The sequence below is a fragment of the Paenibacillus sp. FSL R5-0914 genome, from assembly GCF_038004525.1.
GTDB lineage: Bacteria > Bacillota > Bacilli > Paenibacillales > Paenibacillaceae > Paenibacillus_AQ.
The window spans coordinates 2101380-2118671 of record NZ_JBBORH010000001.1; the positions used below are offsets into that span (position 1 = coordinate 2101380).

Genomic DNA, 17292 nt, shown 5'->3' on the forward strand with positions numbered 1-17292 from the left:
ACGAACTGTGAAGTACTTTTTGGGAGTCGATGCAGGGGGCAGCAAAACTTATGCAATGATTGCAAATGAACAGGGAACGGTCATTGGTGTAGGCAAGGGAGGGAACGGGAATCATCAAAATAATCGTGAACAGGCAGAGAACAGTTTGCACCAGGCTGTATCGGGAGCGATTATAGCGTCGGGGCTGACAAAGGATCAGATGGAGTATTCCTGGTTCGGTCTGGCTGGAGCGGACAGAGAATCCGATTTTCGAATTTTACGACCAATCATCAGCAGACTTGGCCTTCCCCGAACTGAGATTTCCTGCGATACCTGGATTGCCTTGCGATCAGGTACAGAGAGTAATTATGGGATCGTGCTGATCTGCGGCTCGGGAGTGAACTGCGCCGGTAAAAATCCGCGAGGCGTTACATACCAATGTGGTGGATTTGGCTATCGGTTCGGTGATTACGGCGGCGGCTATGATCTAAGTATTGAGGTATTTCGTAGCGTTCTTCGGGCGGATGATGGAAGAGAGAAAGAGACTGTCTTAAGCGAACGCTTAATTCATTTGCTGGGCTATTCCAGTGTTTCGGAGTTAAGGGAGGATTACCTGGATCATTCCAGAGACTTGCCTCCCCAGATTGCTGAGCTGCTGTTTCAAGCGGCAGATGAAGGAGACCAGGTTGCCATCGGACTGCTAACCAAGCAAGGGGATGAGCTCGGTTTGGCAGCGGTATCGACAATCCGCCATTTGGCTATGGAGGAGGATTCCTTTGACATCGTACTTGCAGGCAGCCTATTGACCAAAGGGGATCGCTCAGGCATCATCCGGCGGGCCATTGAACAGAGAGTGAAGCATTCGGCTCCAAATGGCACTTTAAGGATTCTAACCCGGGAACCAGTTGTAGGCGCGGTCGTTTTGGCAATGGAAAGCAGCGGTGTGCGTGTGAATCAGGAGGTTCTTGATCGTCTATCACTGGGTAAGGAGGGGCTATTATTATGAAGGAGACTTTGAAGCTCGTTGTCATCGGAGCGGGTTCATCGTATACGCCTGAGCTTATTGAAGGCATCATCATGCATCATAAAGAGCTTCCCGTCCGCGAAGTATGGCTGGTGGATATTGAGGCGGGAAGGGAGAAGCTGCATACGATTGCGGAATTAAGCAAGCGTATGATTGCTGAGTCCGGACTGCCAATTACCGTGACCCAGACGCCTGAGCGCAGGGAGGCCATCGCCGGAGCAGACTTTATCTGCACTCAAATCCGGGTAGGTATGCTGGAAGCGCGAAAATGGGACGAATTAATTCCGCTTCAATACGATGTCATCGGTCAGGAGACGACGGGTCCCGGAGGGATGATGAAAGGCCTGCGGACCATTCCGGTTATTCTGGATATTTGCAAGGACATCGAGGAGTTAGCTCCGGATGCCTGGTTGCTGAATTTTACGAATCCGGCCGGTATGGTAACTGAAGCTGTTCACAAATATTCATCGGTAAAAAGCGTAGGCCTGTGCAACTCGCCGATCGGTTTTCAAAAGTGGCTCTCTGAGTTCTTCGGACTTCCTATAGAGAAGATCTATGCGGAGTTTGTCGGCATCAACCACCTGCACTGGGTATCCGATATCGTAATTGACGGTAAAAGCAAGCTACAAGAGCTCATTGATTACCCCCAGAACTACAAGGCGAGTAATGTGCCGTTTGATTCCTGGGACCACCGGTTTCTGAATGCTTTGAAAGCCATCCCTTCTTATTACCTGAGCTATTACTACATGACGGACGCGATGCTTGCGGAACAGAAGGAAGCAGCAGCAACGACCGGATCGCGCGCTGAGGTAGTGAAGAAGGTGGAGGAAGAGCTGTTTGAGCTGTACCGGAACGTAGAGCTAAAGGAGAAGCCAAAGCAGCTGGAGCAGCGTGGTGGAGCCTATTACTCGGAGGCGGCAGTGCTGCTGATGCGCTCCATTTATAATGATTCCCGCGATATCCAGACGTTGAATGTAAGGAATAACGGAATGATTGACTTCTTGCCGGACGATGCCTCCATTGAGGTGAACTGTGTGGTAACTAAACAAGGTCCGCTGCCGATTCCGCTGCGCAAAATTCCGCTGCCCGTCAAAGGCCTGCTGGCCGCGGTCAAGCAATACGAGAGCCTCACCATCGAGGCGGCTGTGCATGGAGACCGGGATATGGCCCTGCAGGCTATGGTTCATCATCCGCTCGTGCCTTCGGTCACCGTAGCTGAACAGCTGCTGGATGAAATGCTGGAGAAGAACAAAGCGTTTTTGCCGTTGTTTCACTAGAATCGTCCAGAGGAGGAAAAACGGATGAACACGGCCGAGAAACCAAGTAGATGGAAGAAATTCACCAGTCAATTGGATTTACAGTCCATGGTTTGGCCGGGAATTATCTTTGTATTCATTTTTAGCTACATTCCGATGTATGGCGTGGTTATGGCGTTCCAGCAATACGATATTTTTGGCGGCATTATGAAGAGCCCCTGGGTTGGATTTATGCATTTCAGAATGTTCTTCGAGGCACCGGAGTTCTGGAATGTGATGCGAAATACCATTGTGATTAGCTTGCTTAAATTGATTATCTCTTTTCCAGCACCGATTCTTCTTGCACTGATGCTGAATGAGATCGGTAATATGGGCTTTAAACGCGTTATCCAGACCGTCAGCTATTTACCGTATTTCCTGTCTTGGGTTATTGTATCCGGTTTTGTATTTTCGCTGTTATCTGTTGACAACGGAACGGTAAACTATGTACTGGAGCGATTCAATCTGGTAGGGGAGCCAGTTAACTTCCTGGCATTACCCAAATACTTCTGGTCTATTCTAGTAAGTGTAAATGTGTGGAAGGAGGTCGGATTTGGGAGCATTGTCTATCTGGCCGCGATTGCAGGCATTGATCCGACTTTATATGAAGCCGCTTCCATAGACGGAGCAAGCCGATTTAAGCAAATTCACTTGATTACACTCCCCAGCATTACCCCCATTATCATCATCTTTATGATTCTTGCCATCGGCAGTCTGCTTAGTGCGGGCTTCGAGGACATTTTGCTACTGGCAACCAATCCAATCCTGCGACCCTACTCCGATGTTATCGACACCTATGTGTACCGTGTGGGGATATTAAATGCCAGATTCTCTTATGCGACAGCGGTAGGGCTTTTCAAAGCGGTGATCAGTGTCATTCTGCTGGTGATGGCCAACAAAATCGCGCGCCGGGCAGATGTTAGTCTCTGGTAGGTACTACTACTCATAGCGAATGCTTCCGATGCAAGTTTTATTGGGATGTATCGACTGTAAGTAATGCTCCATAAACCTTTTAGGAGAGGTGAACAATGAGACTAAGCCTGGGCGACAAAATCATGCAGCGGACTATTTATATCCTTTTGACGCTGCTGGCGCTACTTATGCTGTACCCATTTTGGAACGCGCTGGTCATTTCCTTTAATCTAGGGAGCGATACGGCGCTCGGCGGTGTAACCTTGTTACCGAGAGCATTTACCCTGGAAAATTATTATATTGTGTTTCAGGATCATCGCCTGCTGAATTCTTTTCTGATCACCATTCTTAGAACGCTCGGCGGCACGGCATTGTCTGTCTTCTTCACGGCCCTGTTAGCTTACGGAATGTCCAAGAAAACATTGCTTTTTCGAAAACAATATATGGTGTTCTTCATGATAACGATGTTCTTCAGTGGAGGGCTCATCCCTAGCTATTTACTAGTTCGCTCTTTGGGTATGCTGGACACCTTTTGGGTTCTGATTATCCCCGGCATCATCAGCGTCTGGAACATGATTGTCATCCGCACCTTTTTCAACGCTTTGCCGGATGGGTTGGAGGAATCGGCCAAAATCGACGGTTGCAGTAACTACGGCATTTTCTTCCGAATCGTTATTCCCGTCTCCGGCCCGGTGCTGGCCACGATTGCTTTATTTACTGCGGTCGGTTACTGGAACGACTGGTTTACGGGAGCGATCTATATTACGAAGGACGAACTGCTTCCTATACAGACCCTGCTGCGGCAGGTTATGAACTCCAACATTATGACCCAAATTGGTTCATCGAATGCCATCGCGCTGGATCATATGAACCGAAATCGGACGATTACTACGAAGTCATTGACCATGGCTACGATGATGATCGCTACTATTCCGATTATCCTGACGTACCCTTTTCTCCAAAAGTACTTTGTTAAGGGCGTAATGATCGGTTCATTGAAAGAATAGCAGTCTCCATATTATGTAGAAAGAAGGGAAAAGAATGGGCAATCGTATGAAATGGGTATCGCTTCTGCTGACTTCGCTGGTGCTTCTTCTCGCTGCCTGTAGCGGAGGGGGGAATTCTAACACTTCACCAAACACAAGCGAGAAAAATCTGAATACTGAGGTCACCACTGATGACGGCAGCGGGATTAAGCCCGTCACCTTCAGCTTCTATGGAAATTACGACTGGCTTACTACATCACCATGGGGGGATAATGAGGCGACAAAATGGATTCAAGAGAACCGTAAGGTTACTGTTGAACCGATTCAATCGGGAGGTGCGGCCGGAGAAAAACTCAACACGATGATCGTCGGTGGTGATTTACCGGATGTCATTTTTACTGACCGGGGATCCTCAGTGGAACGGCTGGTGCAGGCAGGGCAACTTGTTGCGCTGGATGATTACTATGACAAGTATCCGAACTTCAAGAAATATGTGAAGGAATCCACCCTGAATTTGCTCCGTTCAGATGACGGAAAAATCTATCAAATCCCCAACTGGTATACATCCGGGCAATTCGGCAACGGCGGATGGATGGTGAATAAAGATATTTATAATGAGCTCGGCAGACCGGCGCTGGAGACCTTTGATGATTTGTATCAATATTTACGCTTGGTGCAAGAAAAGTATCCGGATGTTGTACCTCTGGAGGTTGGCGAGAAGGGGGCAGGTCTGGAAATTATGTATGGCGGTTTTAAGGAGAACTCCACCAGTAAGTTCATTTCACTCATGGGATATCCGGAAGGCGACAAGCTGTCATCTATCTTGGACGATCCCGCTTACGAGGAGATGGTGCTGTATATCAATAAGCTCTATCGTGAACGGCTGATTACGCAGGATGCACTGCAGCAAACCCAGGATGCGGTCAAAGAAAAGGTCAATACCAGCCGGGTAGCGGTCATGGTCGAATCCAATATCACTACGTATGGAGCCGAGGGACACCGTGCACTGACTGCGAACAATCCGGACAGCGGTTATGAAATTATTTGGCCGATTCATAAAGCCGAACTAGACAAAACGCAAGTGTTTGTAAGCGGTTTCGAGACGCTGGGTTGGAACGTCAGTGTCATTACGGAAAAGGCCAAGGATCCGGAGGCCATCTTCGCTTACTTTGACTGGATTACGGGTCCGGAGGGACAGAAGGTGCTTTTCTTCGGTCCTAAAGGCTTGTACTGGGATGAGGAGGACGCAGACGGAGCACCAATTCCGAATGAGAAATACAAGACGACTCCTGCTAACGAACGTACCGAAACGATGAGAAAATTCGAGGACTTTAACTGGGCGGGAAATACGACCTTTATTGATACGGCGAAAATGAGCTTAGAGGCGTTGCTTTCCGCGAACCAGAAATCATGGGAGACAGTGGCGCAGTCCACGGTGACCTGGAAAACCGCGCTGGACATTACGGAATTTGTGAATACCGATCCGCTTCCGGATACGGAGATTGGCATCATCGCACAGAATGTCGGGGATATTTATACCCTTGCTTACGCACAAATGGTTCAGGCGAAGTCGGATGAAGAGGTATTGTCGGCACTGGAGACAGCCAAAAAGAACACCCAAAAAGCGGGGCTGGATAAGCTGCTTGAGTTCAGAACCGAAAAATGGCAGGAGAATGTCAAGAAAATCAACGCGACGAAATAAGACTTTTATAAAATCTTATACTTGTGGAGGCGATATTATGGCATTTGCGCTGAGATCGAGATGCATAGCAATGTTAAGCTTCGTATTGGTTTCTTCGATAGTAGGTGGTTCCATGCCGGCTAAGGCCGATGAGGAGAGTAATCCCCCTTTTGAAACGGAAGTTATTGTACGGACCGTAAACCAGTTTAAGAACACGGCGGATGTCCATAATTTCATTCAGCTGTCCACAAGCTACGGTGTCGATGTCATCAGCATGAACGTGAAGCAGGATGAAGATGATGAGGTTCCGTCTGGAAGTGTATTTTATCAGAGTGATATCGCTCCGATCGCGCAAGGCTACGAGAATTTCGATGCCCTGCAGGCTGTCATTACAGCAGCCCATGCTGCAGGAATTAAGGTTCATGCCTGGATTCCCCAGTTCCATGATCAGCAAGCCTTCCTTGCTCACGATGAATGGCAGATGCAAGCGCTGGTTAACGGGGTTCAGACTCCGTTCACAGGTTCTAACGGCAACGAATACTTCGTCAATCCGCTTCACCATGAAGTGCAGCAGTATGAGCGTTCCATTATTCAGGAAGTGATCGAGAATTATGCTGTTGACGGTGTTGTGCTAGACTGGATCCGCTTCGACAATTACAACATGGACGTCAGTGATTACACGGTTGCGAAGTATCAGGCGCAGTTCGGGTATTCCCCGCTCAGCATTGACTTCGATAGGGATTCGCCTCAGCGTGAGCAGTGGAATGAATGGAGGACCGATCAAATCGGACAGTATGTGGGCGATATTCGTCAGGATATCACCCAGTCCTCGAAGCCGGATGTGCAGCTCGGCGTGTATATTTTGCCGCCAGAATTCATTGAAGTTGGGCAGAATGTAGCGAAATTCAAGGATGATATCGACTTTGTTGCACCAATGGCGTACTTTGATGACTGGGAGTTCAATAGTGATTGGGTATACAGCACTTCCTACGGAATCCTGAAGGATACGAGCGACCGGATTAGCGGCAGTGACGTGGAAATTGTTGCGACGCTGGATAATGACTGGACAGATGATCAATATCAGGAGATTTACAAGGGGATCCGCGAGAATTATCTAGGTGTGAAGCGTCTGTCGTTCTTTGCTTACGGGGCCTGGCCAGAAGATGAGCTAGCCAATATCAAAGAACGTGAAACCTGGCCGACGCCAGGCTGGACGCCTCCGGTAGAACAAGACTATCCGGCTCAATTACCAGCAGGATGGAAGGCACGAAATATCGGTTCCATGCCGGGGAACGTTACCTACAATTCATCCAATAAGCAATATACACTCAGCAGCAGCTCTACGGATATTTGGGGAAATGGAGATCAACTGAATTATATATACCAATCCGTGAGCGGCAATGCGGAGATTATTGTTAAAGTGCAGTCCACTAGCCGATTGGACGGCTGGGCCAAGGCCGGCATTATGATTCGGGAGTCGCTGGGTCATAATTCGAAGCACGCAGATATGATGCTTACCCCCGAGAATGGGGCAACCTTCCAGTATCGTGCAGAGACCGCGGGCAATATGGTCGACCATACTGCGGCTGCCTCGGCTCCAAGATGGCTAAAGCTGACCAGAAGCGGAAATACCTTCAAAGGGGCTATTTCGACGAACGGGAATAACTGGCAGACGGTTGGAACTGTTCAGATCCCGATGAATCGCAAGGTGTATATTGGCATAGCGCTCAGCAATCCGGGGGATGATTCGAGGAATAAGGCCGTGTTTGGAAATGTGAAAATTACGGATTAAGTCTAATACAATTACAACTATACATCATCATTCGCTTTATTTTCTATGGGCAAAGCAAAGATATCAGAGGCTTGATTTGTATTTAGACCTCCTGGAAAGCACCCGAAGCCTGGGGATTTGCTGTCAGGGAGAGAAAGAACGGATACCGGCTGACTTTGGAATCTGAGGATGTAATATAATCGGCAGAACACAGTGCAAAGCAGATTGGGTTAGAAGACATTCATCTCCGAAATACGGGTGAATGTCTTCTTTCTTTGCTCATAGTGTTCTGAAAATGTCATTTATCGTGTAATACAAAGCATTAAGTTCTTCCATATAAACTGTTTTTATTTTGGTTTTATCAGGATTGTCACTTATCATTTCCATAAAGACATCCGGATCATTAATGATACCATTAAGACTTGCGCGCTTTAACAATTCTGCATCGGAAATATCATCCTTAAACGACAGTCTTAAGATTTCCATAGTGTCGTTTACTATACCTTTGAAATTCTCTTCTTCCCCAAAGAAAGTTGCAATCTTATTCAAAAAGTCTGCATATTTATCTGGTATTTTTGAATTTTCTGAAAAAAATATCATTTATATCTTCTCCCTATATTAATCGAATTTTTAAATAGTTTTAAGTAATTGGCCAGTCTGAAATCATCTAATTATAGTCAGAAACATTATAATTGGATTTGGAACAATTGGCGGTTAAAAATGATACAGTAGTACTGTTTACACAGATTAAGTGAGTACGATATATCGGAAATTCTAACTTGTTTCATAGAGTTAAGTTATAGTTGACCAATTCGAAAGCGGCGGAGGCTGGGGATGCTAAAGACAGTATCAGTTATTTTTAATGAGCGACCAAAAAGGTGGGGATTAAGAGGGGATCCATATCTTTGGGATGAGCTAGAGAGGTACTTTCAGGAAGTGAATTATCCATGTACAGGTGAGGAGTTTGCAGAGATATTCAAATACGCATTTGAGGAATTAACAGGAAGTAGCTTAGGTGATTTAGATAAACAAATCTATTGTGAGAAATACAGTCATGGTGGTATGTCCAGTGGGCATGTTTGTCTGGAGTTTTGGATTGAAGTAGCGATTCCATTGCTAATTGAACGATTGGAGGGATTAGCAATTTAAATTGGTGAACAATCGGATGCATCTCACCTTCCCCCCACCACCAATGTAATGTAAAAACTAAACGTTAAAGGCCGTTCACAGGTGGTTATGGAGCTGAAAATATAGCTGGCCATGTCTTCAGAAGTGACGCGTTTAAGCCTTCTTCACCTTTAGGGGTGGGAAGGTTTTTTGTTGTTTATGCATATTTGCTAAAAGAACATTCAATTGATAATCATTCTCAATACATATATAATTAATCCAAAGTAAGGGGAAGTAGGGATGAGCATGAAGCGTAGCGATGGTCTGAATGAAGCGGAAACGATTGATGCCCATAAGACGCTTAGATGCGAAGGGTTTAGTATTACTTACCAGTTGGACGGAAGCCACTTTGAGATAAAACCACCGGTCGAGTTAGGGGAGGGCAGCTGCCGGAGCCTGCTTACTCAGCGTTATCTTCAGATGACGGATTTTGATCTCCAATTTAATCGGGATATCGAAGCGAAGGGCGAGTTTAGAACACCTCGTACGGAGCTGATATTCTGTATGGGACATGGAATTGAATGGGGGACCTCGCTGAAGCAGGACTATTTTGCCATAGATACAGGAGAAAGTGTGCTGCTTCACGGCGGAGTAAGAAGTGAAAATTGTATATACCTTAGCGGAGCGGGCTACAGATTCCTCAGCATAGATATGAGTCCGGCACAATTTGAGCGGATGACCAGCGGACTGACCGAGGATACACGGCTCCAAGCCGGAGGAGGAGCTGGGTTATTTTTTGGCAAAAACGCTATCACACCATCTATCCGACTCATTCTGTCTCAAATTGCGGATTGTTCCTATAGTCAGGGTATGCGGGAACTCTATCTGGAGGGGAAAATGCTGGAGCTAATGGCTGTCTATCTCAATGAATCTTTATTTGAAGCTGATCGGATTTCCCACACAGTCAAGCTATCTAGAGATGATATGAAGAGCCTGCGACTAGCCAAGGAAATTCTGCAACGTGATTATTTACATCCACCGACGCTAGCAGGGCTCTCTCGCATTATTTGCCTTAATGAGTTCAAATTGAAGAAGGGCTTTAAGGAAATGTTCGGTTATACTGTCCATGCCTATGTGATCGAACAACGGATGCAAAGGGCACAGCAGCTGCTAGAACATGGAAATATGACGGTAAGTGAAGCAGCATCCAGAGTCGGATACGTGAATGTCAGCCATTTCTCAGCAGCCTTTCGTAAAAAATTCGGTGTGCGTCCTGGAGAGTATCTGATCAGTGGTAGACAGCGTTCTTTAGGAACAAGGATGTAAGCTCGCATCGAAAACAGATGCTCCTGATTTGGTTGATTATAATCCCGGAAATGGTAGCAACTATGAAGAGCGTTCCTATACACTAGTGCACAGAGAATCATTCTCAGTGCACTTTTTTTGTGCGTAATTATAAAGAGTGGGGGAACAGCTGTGAGTAAAACCAAAACTGGCATGTCGAGACTGCTGGAGATTGCCGGAGAGAAGCGGGGCCTGCTGATCCTGTCTGGCGTATTGTCATCTGTCAGCGCCGTGCTAATGATGGTACCATTTTTGTCAGTTTATTTCATCTTGGCCGAGCTACTGCGGCATGCAGCATCTCCTGGACAGGTTGACGGTGATGCAATGATCCGCTGGGGATGGATTGCACTCGGCGGCTTGGTTGGAGGGTTGGTGACCTCATATTGCGGTATTATGTGTTCGCATATTGCGGCTTTTCGTATTCAGTATAATCTGCGTGTGCGAATGACCGAACATCTAGGCAGATTGCCGCTCGGCTTCCTGAATGGAACTTCGACCGGCGCAGTGAAGAAGACGCTGGAACAGAATGTTGACAAGGTGGAAAATTTCGTAGCGCATCAGCTCCCTGATCTGGTCAGCGCGCTGGCGTCTACGGTGCTGATGATTGTGGCGATGTTCTGGCTGAGTCCGCCGTTAGCTGTTGCCTGTCTTCTACCGATCCTCATAGGAATGGTTGTGCAGTCAGCACTTATGATGAGCGGTAAGGGAAAAACCAGTGTGAAGCAGTATCATGATTCTTTGGAGCAGATCAATGCTTCGGCGGTGCAGTATGTGCGGGGGATGCCAGCGGTGAAGGTGTTCGGGCAGACGGTGCATTCCTTCCGAAAGTTCTACAGTGATATGACCAGATACCGTGATTATTGTCTGGAGTTTACGGACCGTTATCAGTCAGGTTATGTTCTGTTCAAAACATTGCTGGCCTCCTCGTTTACCTTTATTTTACCGGTGGGTGTTTTTATGCTAAGCGGCCAGCCGGACTCCATGTCCTTTGCGCTTGTGCTGCTGTTCTTTCTAATTATGGCGCCAGGCGTATCATCTCCGCTTTATAAACTGCTTATGCTGGCTTCGAGCACTCGGGATATCGGCGAAGGCGTAGAGCGGATGGATCGTCTTTTGGCACAGCAGCCTGTACCAGAAATAGCAAAGCCGCTATCACCGCAAGCTTTCGACGTTGAATTTATGGACGTAACCTTCTCCTACAATGAAGGAGAGGGGGCTGCGGCTGCGCTCAGCGAGGTCTCTTTCCGGGCAGAACAAGGGAAGGTTACAGCGCTGGTTGGACCGTCAGGTTCAGGTAAATCGACGGTGGCCAGCTTGGTGCCGCGGTTCTGGGACCCGCAAGAGGGTGCGATCCGTATCGGTGGAGTGGATATCCGTCATATGGCGATTCATGAACTGATGAATACAGTTGCCTTTGTATTTCAGGAGACCTTCCTGTTCTATGACACTTTGTATGAGAATATTGCCGTCGGCAAACCGGGAGCCACGCTGGATGAAGTTCAGGCTGCAGCAAGAGCTGCGCAATGCGACGAGTTCATCTCTCGGCTTCCGCAGGGATACGATACGTTAATCGGTGAAGGTGGCGTCTATCTCTCCGGTGGTGAAGAGCAGCGTATTGCGGTAGCCCGGGCTATCCTCAAAAATGCACCGGTACTTGTACTCGACGAAGCGACTGCTTTTGCCGACCCGGAAAATGAGCATCACATGCAGCTGGCACTAACGGAGCTTATGCGCGGGAAGACGGTTATTGTTATTGCTCACAGACTCTCCTCTATTCGTGAAGCCGCACAAATTCTGGTACTGCGAGATGGGCAAATCGTGGAGCGCGGAGATCACGATAGTTTGATTGATCTCAATGGACTTTACACTCAAATGTGGCATGCCTACAGTGACGCTGGAGATTGGCATTTGGAAAAAGGAGGGGAACAGCTATGAAGGTATTGCACAATATTACTGCTGGCAAACCGCAGCAGCTGCTGAAGCCTGTACTTTTTTCCTTACTGGCTAACATAGTTAGTGTGCTTCCGTTTGCGCTTGTAATTGAGGCGGTACGGTTGATTTTTGCTCCTTATATTACGGTGGGTGCAGAGCTTCAGATAGAACGGCTTTGGTGGATTTGCGCGGGACTAGCTGCTGTTATGGTACTGATGTTCCTGAGCGAGATCCCCGCTTACCGCACTGCATACCGCGGGGCTTACAATGTTGCGGCACAGGGACGGGCGGAATTAGCAGAACATCTGCGTAAGCTTCCGCTAGGCTACCTGACGCGCCGGGATCCCGGTGATCTGGCCAATATGATGATGGGCGATTTCACGCTGGTTGAGACAGGAATTTCACATCTGCTGCCACAGCTTGCAGGGGCTTTTGTACTGCCGATATTCGCACTTGCGGGTTTACTATTCCTCGACTGGCGGATGGCGCTTTCCATGTTCGTGGCACTGCCGGTTGCCCTCCTAATTATGTACCTGTCAGGCAGACTGCGGCGCAGATTAGGGACGAATCATATGAAAGCGAAACTGAACGCCGCGAATCGGCTACAGGAGTATTTGAATGGTATTCGGGTGATGAAAGCCTACAACCTGACGGGAGAACGCTTTGTCCGTCTGGATAGCTCTTTTCGAACTTTGATGAAGGAAAGTGTGAAGCTTGAAGGGATATTCGGACCGGTCATTCTAACGGCTATGGCTCTTCTTCGTGCGGGTCTGACCTTAATGGTATACGTAGGTGTGCATCTATTGTTAGGCGGGGAGCTCGGTATTTTGCAGCTGGCGGTATTCCTTATTGTCGGCACACGCATATATGATCCACTGACGACGGCGCTCGCCAACTATGCTGAATTCCGGTACAACGAACAAGCGGGTGAACGCATCGTAGACCTGCTTCGCCAGCCGGTAATGACAGGGACTACAGCTCCACTTCCCGATAGCAGTACCATTCGCTTTGACAATGTTACCTTCAGCTATGGAGGTGAGCCTGTTCTCAAACAATTAAGCATAGAAATGCCGCAAGGTTCATTGACTGCAATCGTGGGTCCCTCCGGCAGCGGAAAGAGTACAGTGCTGCGTTTGATCTCGCGTTTCTATGATCCTGACGAGGGAAGTGTTCTGCTAGGCGGACGCAATATTAAAGATATTGATCCAGAACATTTGCTAGGGTCTGTGTCGGTTGTGTTTCAGGATGTGTACCTGTTCCAAGATACCATTGGAAACAACATTGCCTTTGGGCGGCCGGGCGCGTCGCAGCAGGATATTCAACAAGCAGCAGAAATGGCCCGTTGCCATGATTTCATTATGAAATTACCGCTAGGTTATGACACGCCGGTAGGCGAGGGTGGCAGTACGCTTTCCGGAGGGGAGAAGCAGCGGATCTCCATTGCTCGTGCGATTCTTAAGAACGCTCCGATTGTATTGCTGGATGAGGCTACTGCATCGCTTGACCCGCAGAATGAAGCCGAAATCCAGAAGGGAATTGATGCGCTGATTACGGGCAGAACCGTTATTGTTATCGCGCATCGGCTGAAAACCATACGAGGTGCAGACAACATTATTGTGCTGGAAGATGGCCGACTGGTGGAGCAGGGACGGCATGAAGCTTTACTTCTCCGAGGCGGATTGTACGACCGTCTCTGGAAGCTGCAGCAGCAATCCGTCGGATTCCGCATCACGTCATAGGGAACGTCATTCACGCTTTTAGGAGGGCAAACGTATGGCTATCACAAAGGATGAATCTAACTGGCCGATTATAAGCCTAAGTCTGGGAGAAAATTTTGATCAGGAAACGGTAGAGGAATATACCGCTTATTGGGAAGAATTGCTCTCCCGTCAATCCCCCTTTGGTCTGATCATGCTGCATTCTTCAGAGAAAAACGCACGTCCGGAGCGTGCAGTCACACAGCTGTATATGAACTGGTGCAAGAGGAACAAACATGAAATCGCTCAATATTGCTCAGGCATCGCGGTTGTAATGCAGAACGCCAAATTGCTCGCTCTTTACAAGCCGGTTACGGCAGTGTCTACTAAAAGAACCTACGGCTGTCCCGGAGGCGCCTTCGCGAAAGAGGTTGAGGCTATAAAATGGCTGGAGGAGCTACTGGCTCAAGCATTATCGGGTGCGAAAATTTAATATAGTCGGCTATATCTTCGAAGCGGCAAGTTTAAGCCCTCTTCACCCTTTAGGGTGGAGAGGGCTTTTTTATCTAGGGATCCGGTAGTTTTGCTACTTATGGACGTTCTACTCTTGGCATAGAGAAAATTAATCCAACTCGTTGAATATAACTATCTGTGCAAAGAATGGAGGCTTTTTATGTGCTTTCATTGTTATAGAAAGATAAGAATCCGCCAACCCCTCACAACCAACATGTCAGAGTAAGCTTTTTTAAATATAAATGGCGTGTGTTGAATGAAGATAAATAATAATTATTTGAAAGAACAATTAAAACATGTATATTGGCTAATGGTGGACCTTGTGCTGGAAAGACTATTATAACCAAGAAGTTTGTAGAGGAACATTGCCAATGGTTATTTCAAGTTGTCGAAGAGATGATGGATTTCTTTATTATTGACTTGCTGAAGTTACCTGATGACAAACCAATCATAATAATAGATTTAGGAATAATGCCTGAATTTATATTACTGTTTATCCCGGAAGAGAGAATGATATGTTTTTATACGTCCGATGCGGAGATAGAGAGATTATATTACTTTAGAGAAGACTATAAGATGATTCTGGACTGCATTAACGCTTATACGTTATATCCAGAAGAAACAATTAAACACAGTAATAAATCTATGATTAAGTTCTCCAATGAAATAAAGAATGTTTGCACTAAGCTGGGGATCAAAACCATAGAAAGAACACCAAACATGAGCGTAGAAGAACAATTTAGGTTAGTTCGTGAACATTTTAAAATGTTGGGATAACTGAAAGGTATACCTACTCAAAGAAACCATTCCTTTGTCAGGAATGGTTTTTTCATAATATTTTGCGATCATCTAGTTGACCTAATGTTTAACATGATATCTTCCTTTAGGTACTACCAAAGGGGAATTTATACATAACTAGAAAAGTACACAGGTGTGCCCGTATAATAAATAGGAGCAAGTAATTGGCAGTAGACTGATGATGAGGGGAGATAAGACATGTTTTTCTTTAAGAAAAATAAAGGCATCACAAAAGAGGAACTGCAGGCCTTGGTTGAAGGCTTGGAGCAGTCTTATATGGATAAGGATGAAGAAGGTTTGAGCAAAAAATTTCATCCAGATAAGAGGGGAATGTCCTTTTTAAATCACTTTCAATTAATGATGACATTTCAAATCTATAATATAAAATCTGAAATTCTCGAATTTGAATTGCTGTCAATGGATGCCACTAACGCAGTCTTTACATACACTCGGAAGCATATTCATACCTGTGTCAACCCCGCCGATGAACGTGAGGAAAAAAGAAATCAAATTATCAGTTATTACGTTGAGGCTGTGAAGGAGAATGGTTCGATTTGGATTACGAGGTACAGCCCTTATAGCACGATTTTTGTAGATAAGAAGGGTGATTTCCTTAGTGGTGTGGATGCGGTCATTCCTCCTGGAGAAGAGATCAATTCAGGTATTGCGCGATTCATCCCGTATTTTCAGCTTGACAGCTATGTACCTGCAACATTCCATGTCTACAGTAACAGTCAATTTATCGGATATTATCCGCTAGGAGAATACCATCGGTACGAACCTTCGCATACGTTCACGATTAATTATTTTGATAAGATAGAGGCATCTTCTGTAGAGAAGCATACAGCGGATTATATCTCCCAAGAGACCTTGTTGACCGCTCAAGTACTGCATCAGACTGATAATAGCTCTGTAGTTGAGACGCAGTTGATGAGCAATAATGTATTAGAGCATGAACTTGTTACTAGCCTGCTTACCAAGAATGGCTTCTACATGATTAGATTTCTGTATGGCAAAGGGGAGCCGATGCCGCCAGAAGAGCGAGAAAAGTGGGAGCGTGAGATGGTCACTTTAATAGAAAAAGAGCACAGTAGTTAACTCAGAAACTTGCCGTTACAGACAGCACGCGAACCGTATCATAAGTAACGATAAGTTTTTTTGGTAATGAGAGACACCTGTAGTAGATGCGCTTGCTGGTTTGCGAGCTAATGAAGCCCGTTACTTTATGAATAAATACAAGCATGAATTTGCGGTCGTACAAGCCAGCGAAAGTCAGGAGACCCTTGATTATGTGACCCGAATTTTAAAAGATGAACGTGATATTGAGTTTGCGGCCAAACCTTTAGAAACGTCGCGTTTTCAAGTGGAAAATATTAAATTTGCTTATGTCTTTTATGAGGACGATCTTGCGGTCAACGTTATGTATACGGTTGATGCCCCTAAGAAGCGGGCTGTTTTGGTTTTAAGCTTTCTGAGGGGATGGAGATACCAAAGGAGCTAGAAGAGAAGTTTAAGTTTGCTAGGCAGAAGTCCAAGCTAGCTGGAACATTTCGGGGTTCGTTTTTTGTAATTATAAAAGAATATTAAAGTAAGAAAAATTGCAACTTAGATGAATCATCAAAGAAAGGGCCATCCTGTAAAAGGATGGCCCTAAATCTTGCCAGTATAGATGATTTGCGTAGGTTATCTATGGGAAAGACCTCCCAGTCAAGAGGCCGAATTTATCATTTGAGCAACGAAAACTTGAGTAGCGTGCGTACTTCACAATTATTTTGCATGAGTAGCTAGTATGGTGGAATGTAAGGTATAAATACCGTAGAAATGAGCTGAGGTAGCTAGTATGGTGAAATGTACGGTATAAATACCGTAGAAATGAGCTGAAGTGGCTGGAACGGTGGAATGTACGGTATAAATACCGTAGAAATGAGCTGAGGTGGCTAAGATGGTGAAATGTACGGTATAAATACCGTAGAAATGAGCTGAAGTGGCTAGAACGGTGGAATGTACGGTATAAATACCGTAGAAATGAGCTGAGGTGGCTAAGATGGTGAAATGTGCGGTATAAATACCGTAGAAATGAGCTGAGGCAGCTAGTATGGTGAAATGTACGGTATAAATACCGCAATCGCTATTGGCATAGAATACAACAAACTTCAGGTTTTGTACATTAGCGGACTATTATAGTTCGGTGTTAACTTTCTAAAAAACACTTCTCCTTAACTGTAACTATTCATATTAGTGATTTAGGTAATA

General features: G+C 46.2%; 14 protein-coding genes and 1 pseudogene. 14 read left to right on the forward strand and 1 reads right to left on the reverse strand.

The window, feature by feature from the left end:
• Positions 1-7 precede the first annotated feature (7 nt).
• The 6 genes from MKX60_RS09250 to MKX60_RS09275 all read left to right on the forward strand — a co-directional run bounded on the left by MKX60_RS09250 (position 8) and on the right by MKX60_RS09275 (position 7669).
• Positions 8-985, forward strand: a complete 978-nt coding sequence (locus MKX60_RS09250) for an N-acetylglucosamine kinase (protein WP_341059581.1) — start codon at positions 8-10, stop codon at positions 983-985.
• A complete protein-coding gene (locus MKX60_RS09255) occupies positions 982-2280 on the forward strand; it encodes a 6-phospho-beta-glucosidase (protein ID WP_341059582.1) in 1299 nt (432 codons plus the stop codon). The genes MKX60_RS09250 and MKX60_RS09255 overlap by 4 nt, the downstream gene beginning before the upstream one ends.
• A gap of 24 nt (positions 2281-2304) precedes the next feature.
• Positions 2305-3231 (forward strand): ABC transporter permease, encoded by a 927-nt coding sequence (locus MKX60_RS09260; RefSeq protein WP_042191444.1) that lies wholly within the window; start codon positions 2305-2307, stop codon positions 3229-3231.
• Between the two features lie 95 nt (positions 3232-3326).
• Positions 3327-4217 (forward strand): carbohydrate ABC transporter permease, encoded by an 891-nt coding sequence (locus MKX60_RS09265; RefSeq protein WP_076285991.1) that lies wholly within the window; start codon positions 3327-3329, stop codon positions 4215-4217.
• A gap of 34 nt (positions 4218-4251) precedes the next feature.
• A complete protein-coding gene (locus MKX60_RS09270) occupies positions 4252-5898 on the forward strand; it encodes an extracellular solute-binding protein (RefSeq protein WP_076285992.1) in 1647 nt (548 codons plus the stop codon).
• Between the two features lie 37 nt (positions 5899-5935).
• The gene (locus MKX60_RS09275) at positions 5936-7669 is read left to right on the forward strand and encodes a family 10 glycosylhydrolase (RefSeq protein ID WP_341059584.1); all 1734 of its coding nucleotides are present in this window, start codon (positions 5936-5938) and stop codon (positions 7667-7669) included.
• Positions 7670-7927: 258 nt separating this feature from the next.
• Here the strand turns inward: MKX60_RS09275 and MKX60_RS09280 are convergent, their stop codons facing one another.
• A complete protein-coding gene (locus MKX60_RS09280) occupies positions 7928-8248 on the reverse strand; it encodes a hypothetical protein (protein ID WP_042191436.1) in 321 nt (106 codons plus the stop codon).
• Positions 8249-8482: 234 nt separating this feature from the next.
• Here MKX60_RS09280 and MKX60_RS09285 point away from each other — a divergent pair, with 234 nt between their 5' ends.
• The 8 genes and pseudogenes from MKX60_RS09285 to MKX60_RS09320 form a co-directional block, all read left to right on the forward strand.
• A complete protein-coding gene (locus MKX60_RS09285; RefSeq protein ID WP_042191434.1) occupies positions 8483-8797 on the forward strand; it encodes a hypothetical protein in 315 nt (104 codons plus the stop codon).
• A gap of 258 nt (positions 8798-9055) precedes the next feature.
• On the forward strand, positions 9056-10081 hold the full coding sequence (locus MKX60_RS09290; RefSeq protein ID WP_341059586.1) for a helix-turn-helix transcriptional regulator: 1026 nt from the start codon (positions 9056-9058) through the stop codon (positions 10079-10081).
• Positions 10082-10252: 171 nt separating this feature from the next.
• The gene (locus tag MKX60_RS09295) at positions 10253-12034 is read left to right on the forward strand and encodes an ABC transporter ATP-binding protein (protein ID WP_341060286.1); all 1782 of its coding nucleotides are present in this window, start codon (positions 10253-10255) and stop codon (positions 12032-12034) included.
• Positions 12031-13770: an ABC transporter ATP-binding protein gene (locus tag MKX60_RS09300; protein ID WP_076285995.1), complete on the forward strand. Its 1740-nt coding sequence runs from the start codon at positions 12031-12033 to the stop codon at positions 13768-13770. Before MKX60_RS09295 ends, MKX60_RS09300 begins: the two co-directional genes overlap by 4 nt.
• Positions 13771-13804: 34 nt before the next feature.
• A complete protein-coding gene (locus MKX60_RS09305) occupies positions 13805-14221 on the forward strand; it encodes a hypothetical protein (protein WP_341059588.1) in 417 nt (138 codons plus the stop codon).
• Between the two features lie 323 nt (positions 14222-14544).
• Positions 14545-15018: a hypothetical protein gene (locus MKX60_RS09310; RefSeq protein ID WP_076300422.1), complete on the forward strand. Its 474-nt coding sequence runs from the start codon at positions 14545-14547 to the stop codon at positions 15016-15018.
• A gap of 219 nt (positions 15019-15237) precedes the next feature.
• Complete coding sequence (locus MKX60_RS09315; protein WP_076300423.1) at positions 15238-16137, forward strand: hypothetical protein; 900 nt, start codon at positions 15238-15240, stop codon at positions 16135-16137.
• 73 nt (positions 16138-16210) lie between these two features.
• Positions 16211-16626, forward strand: a pseudogene (locus MKX60_RS09320) (phage tail protein); the annotation flags it as partial.
• Positions 16627-17292: the final 666 nt, after the last annotated feature.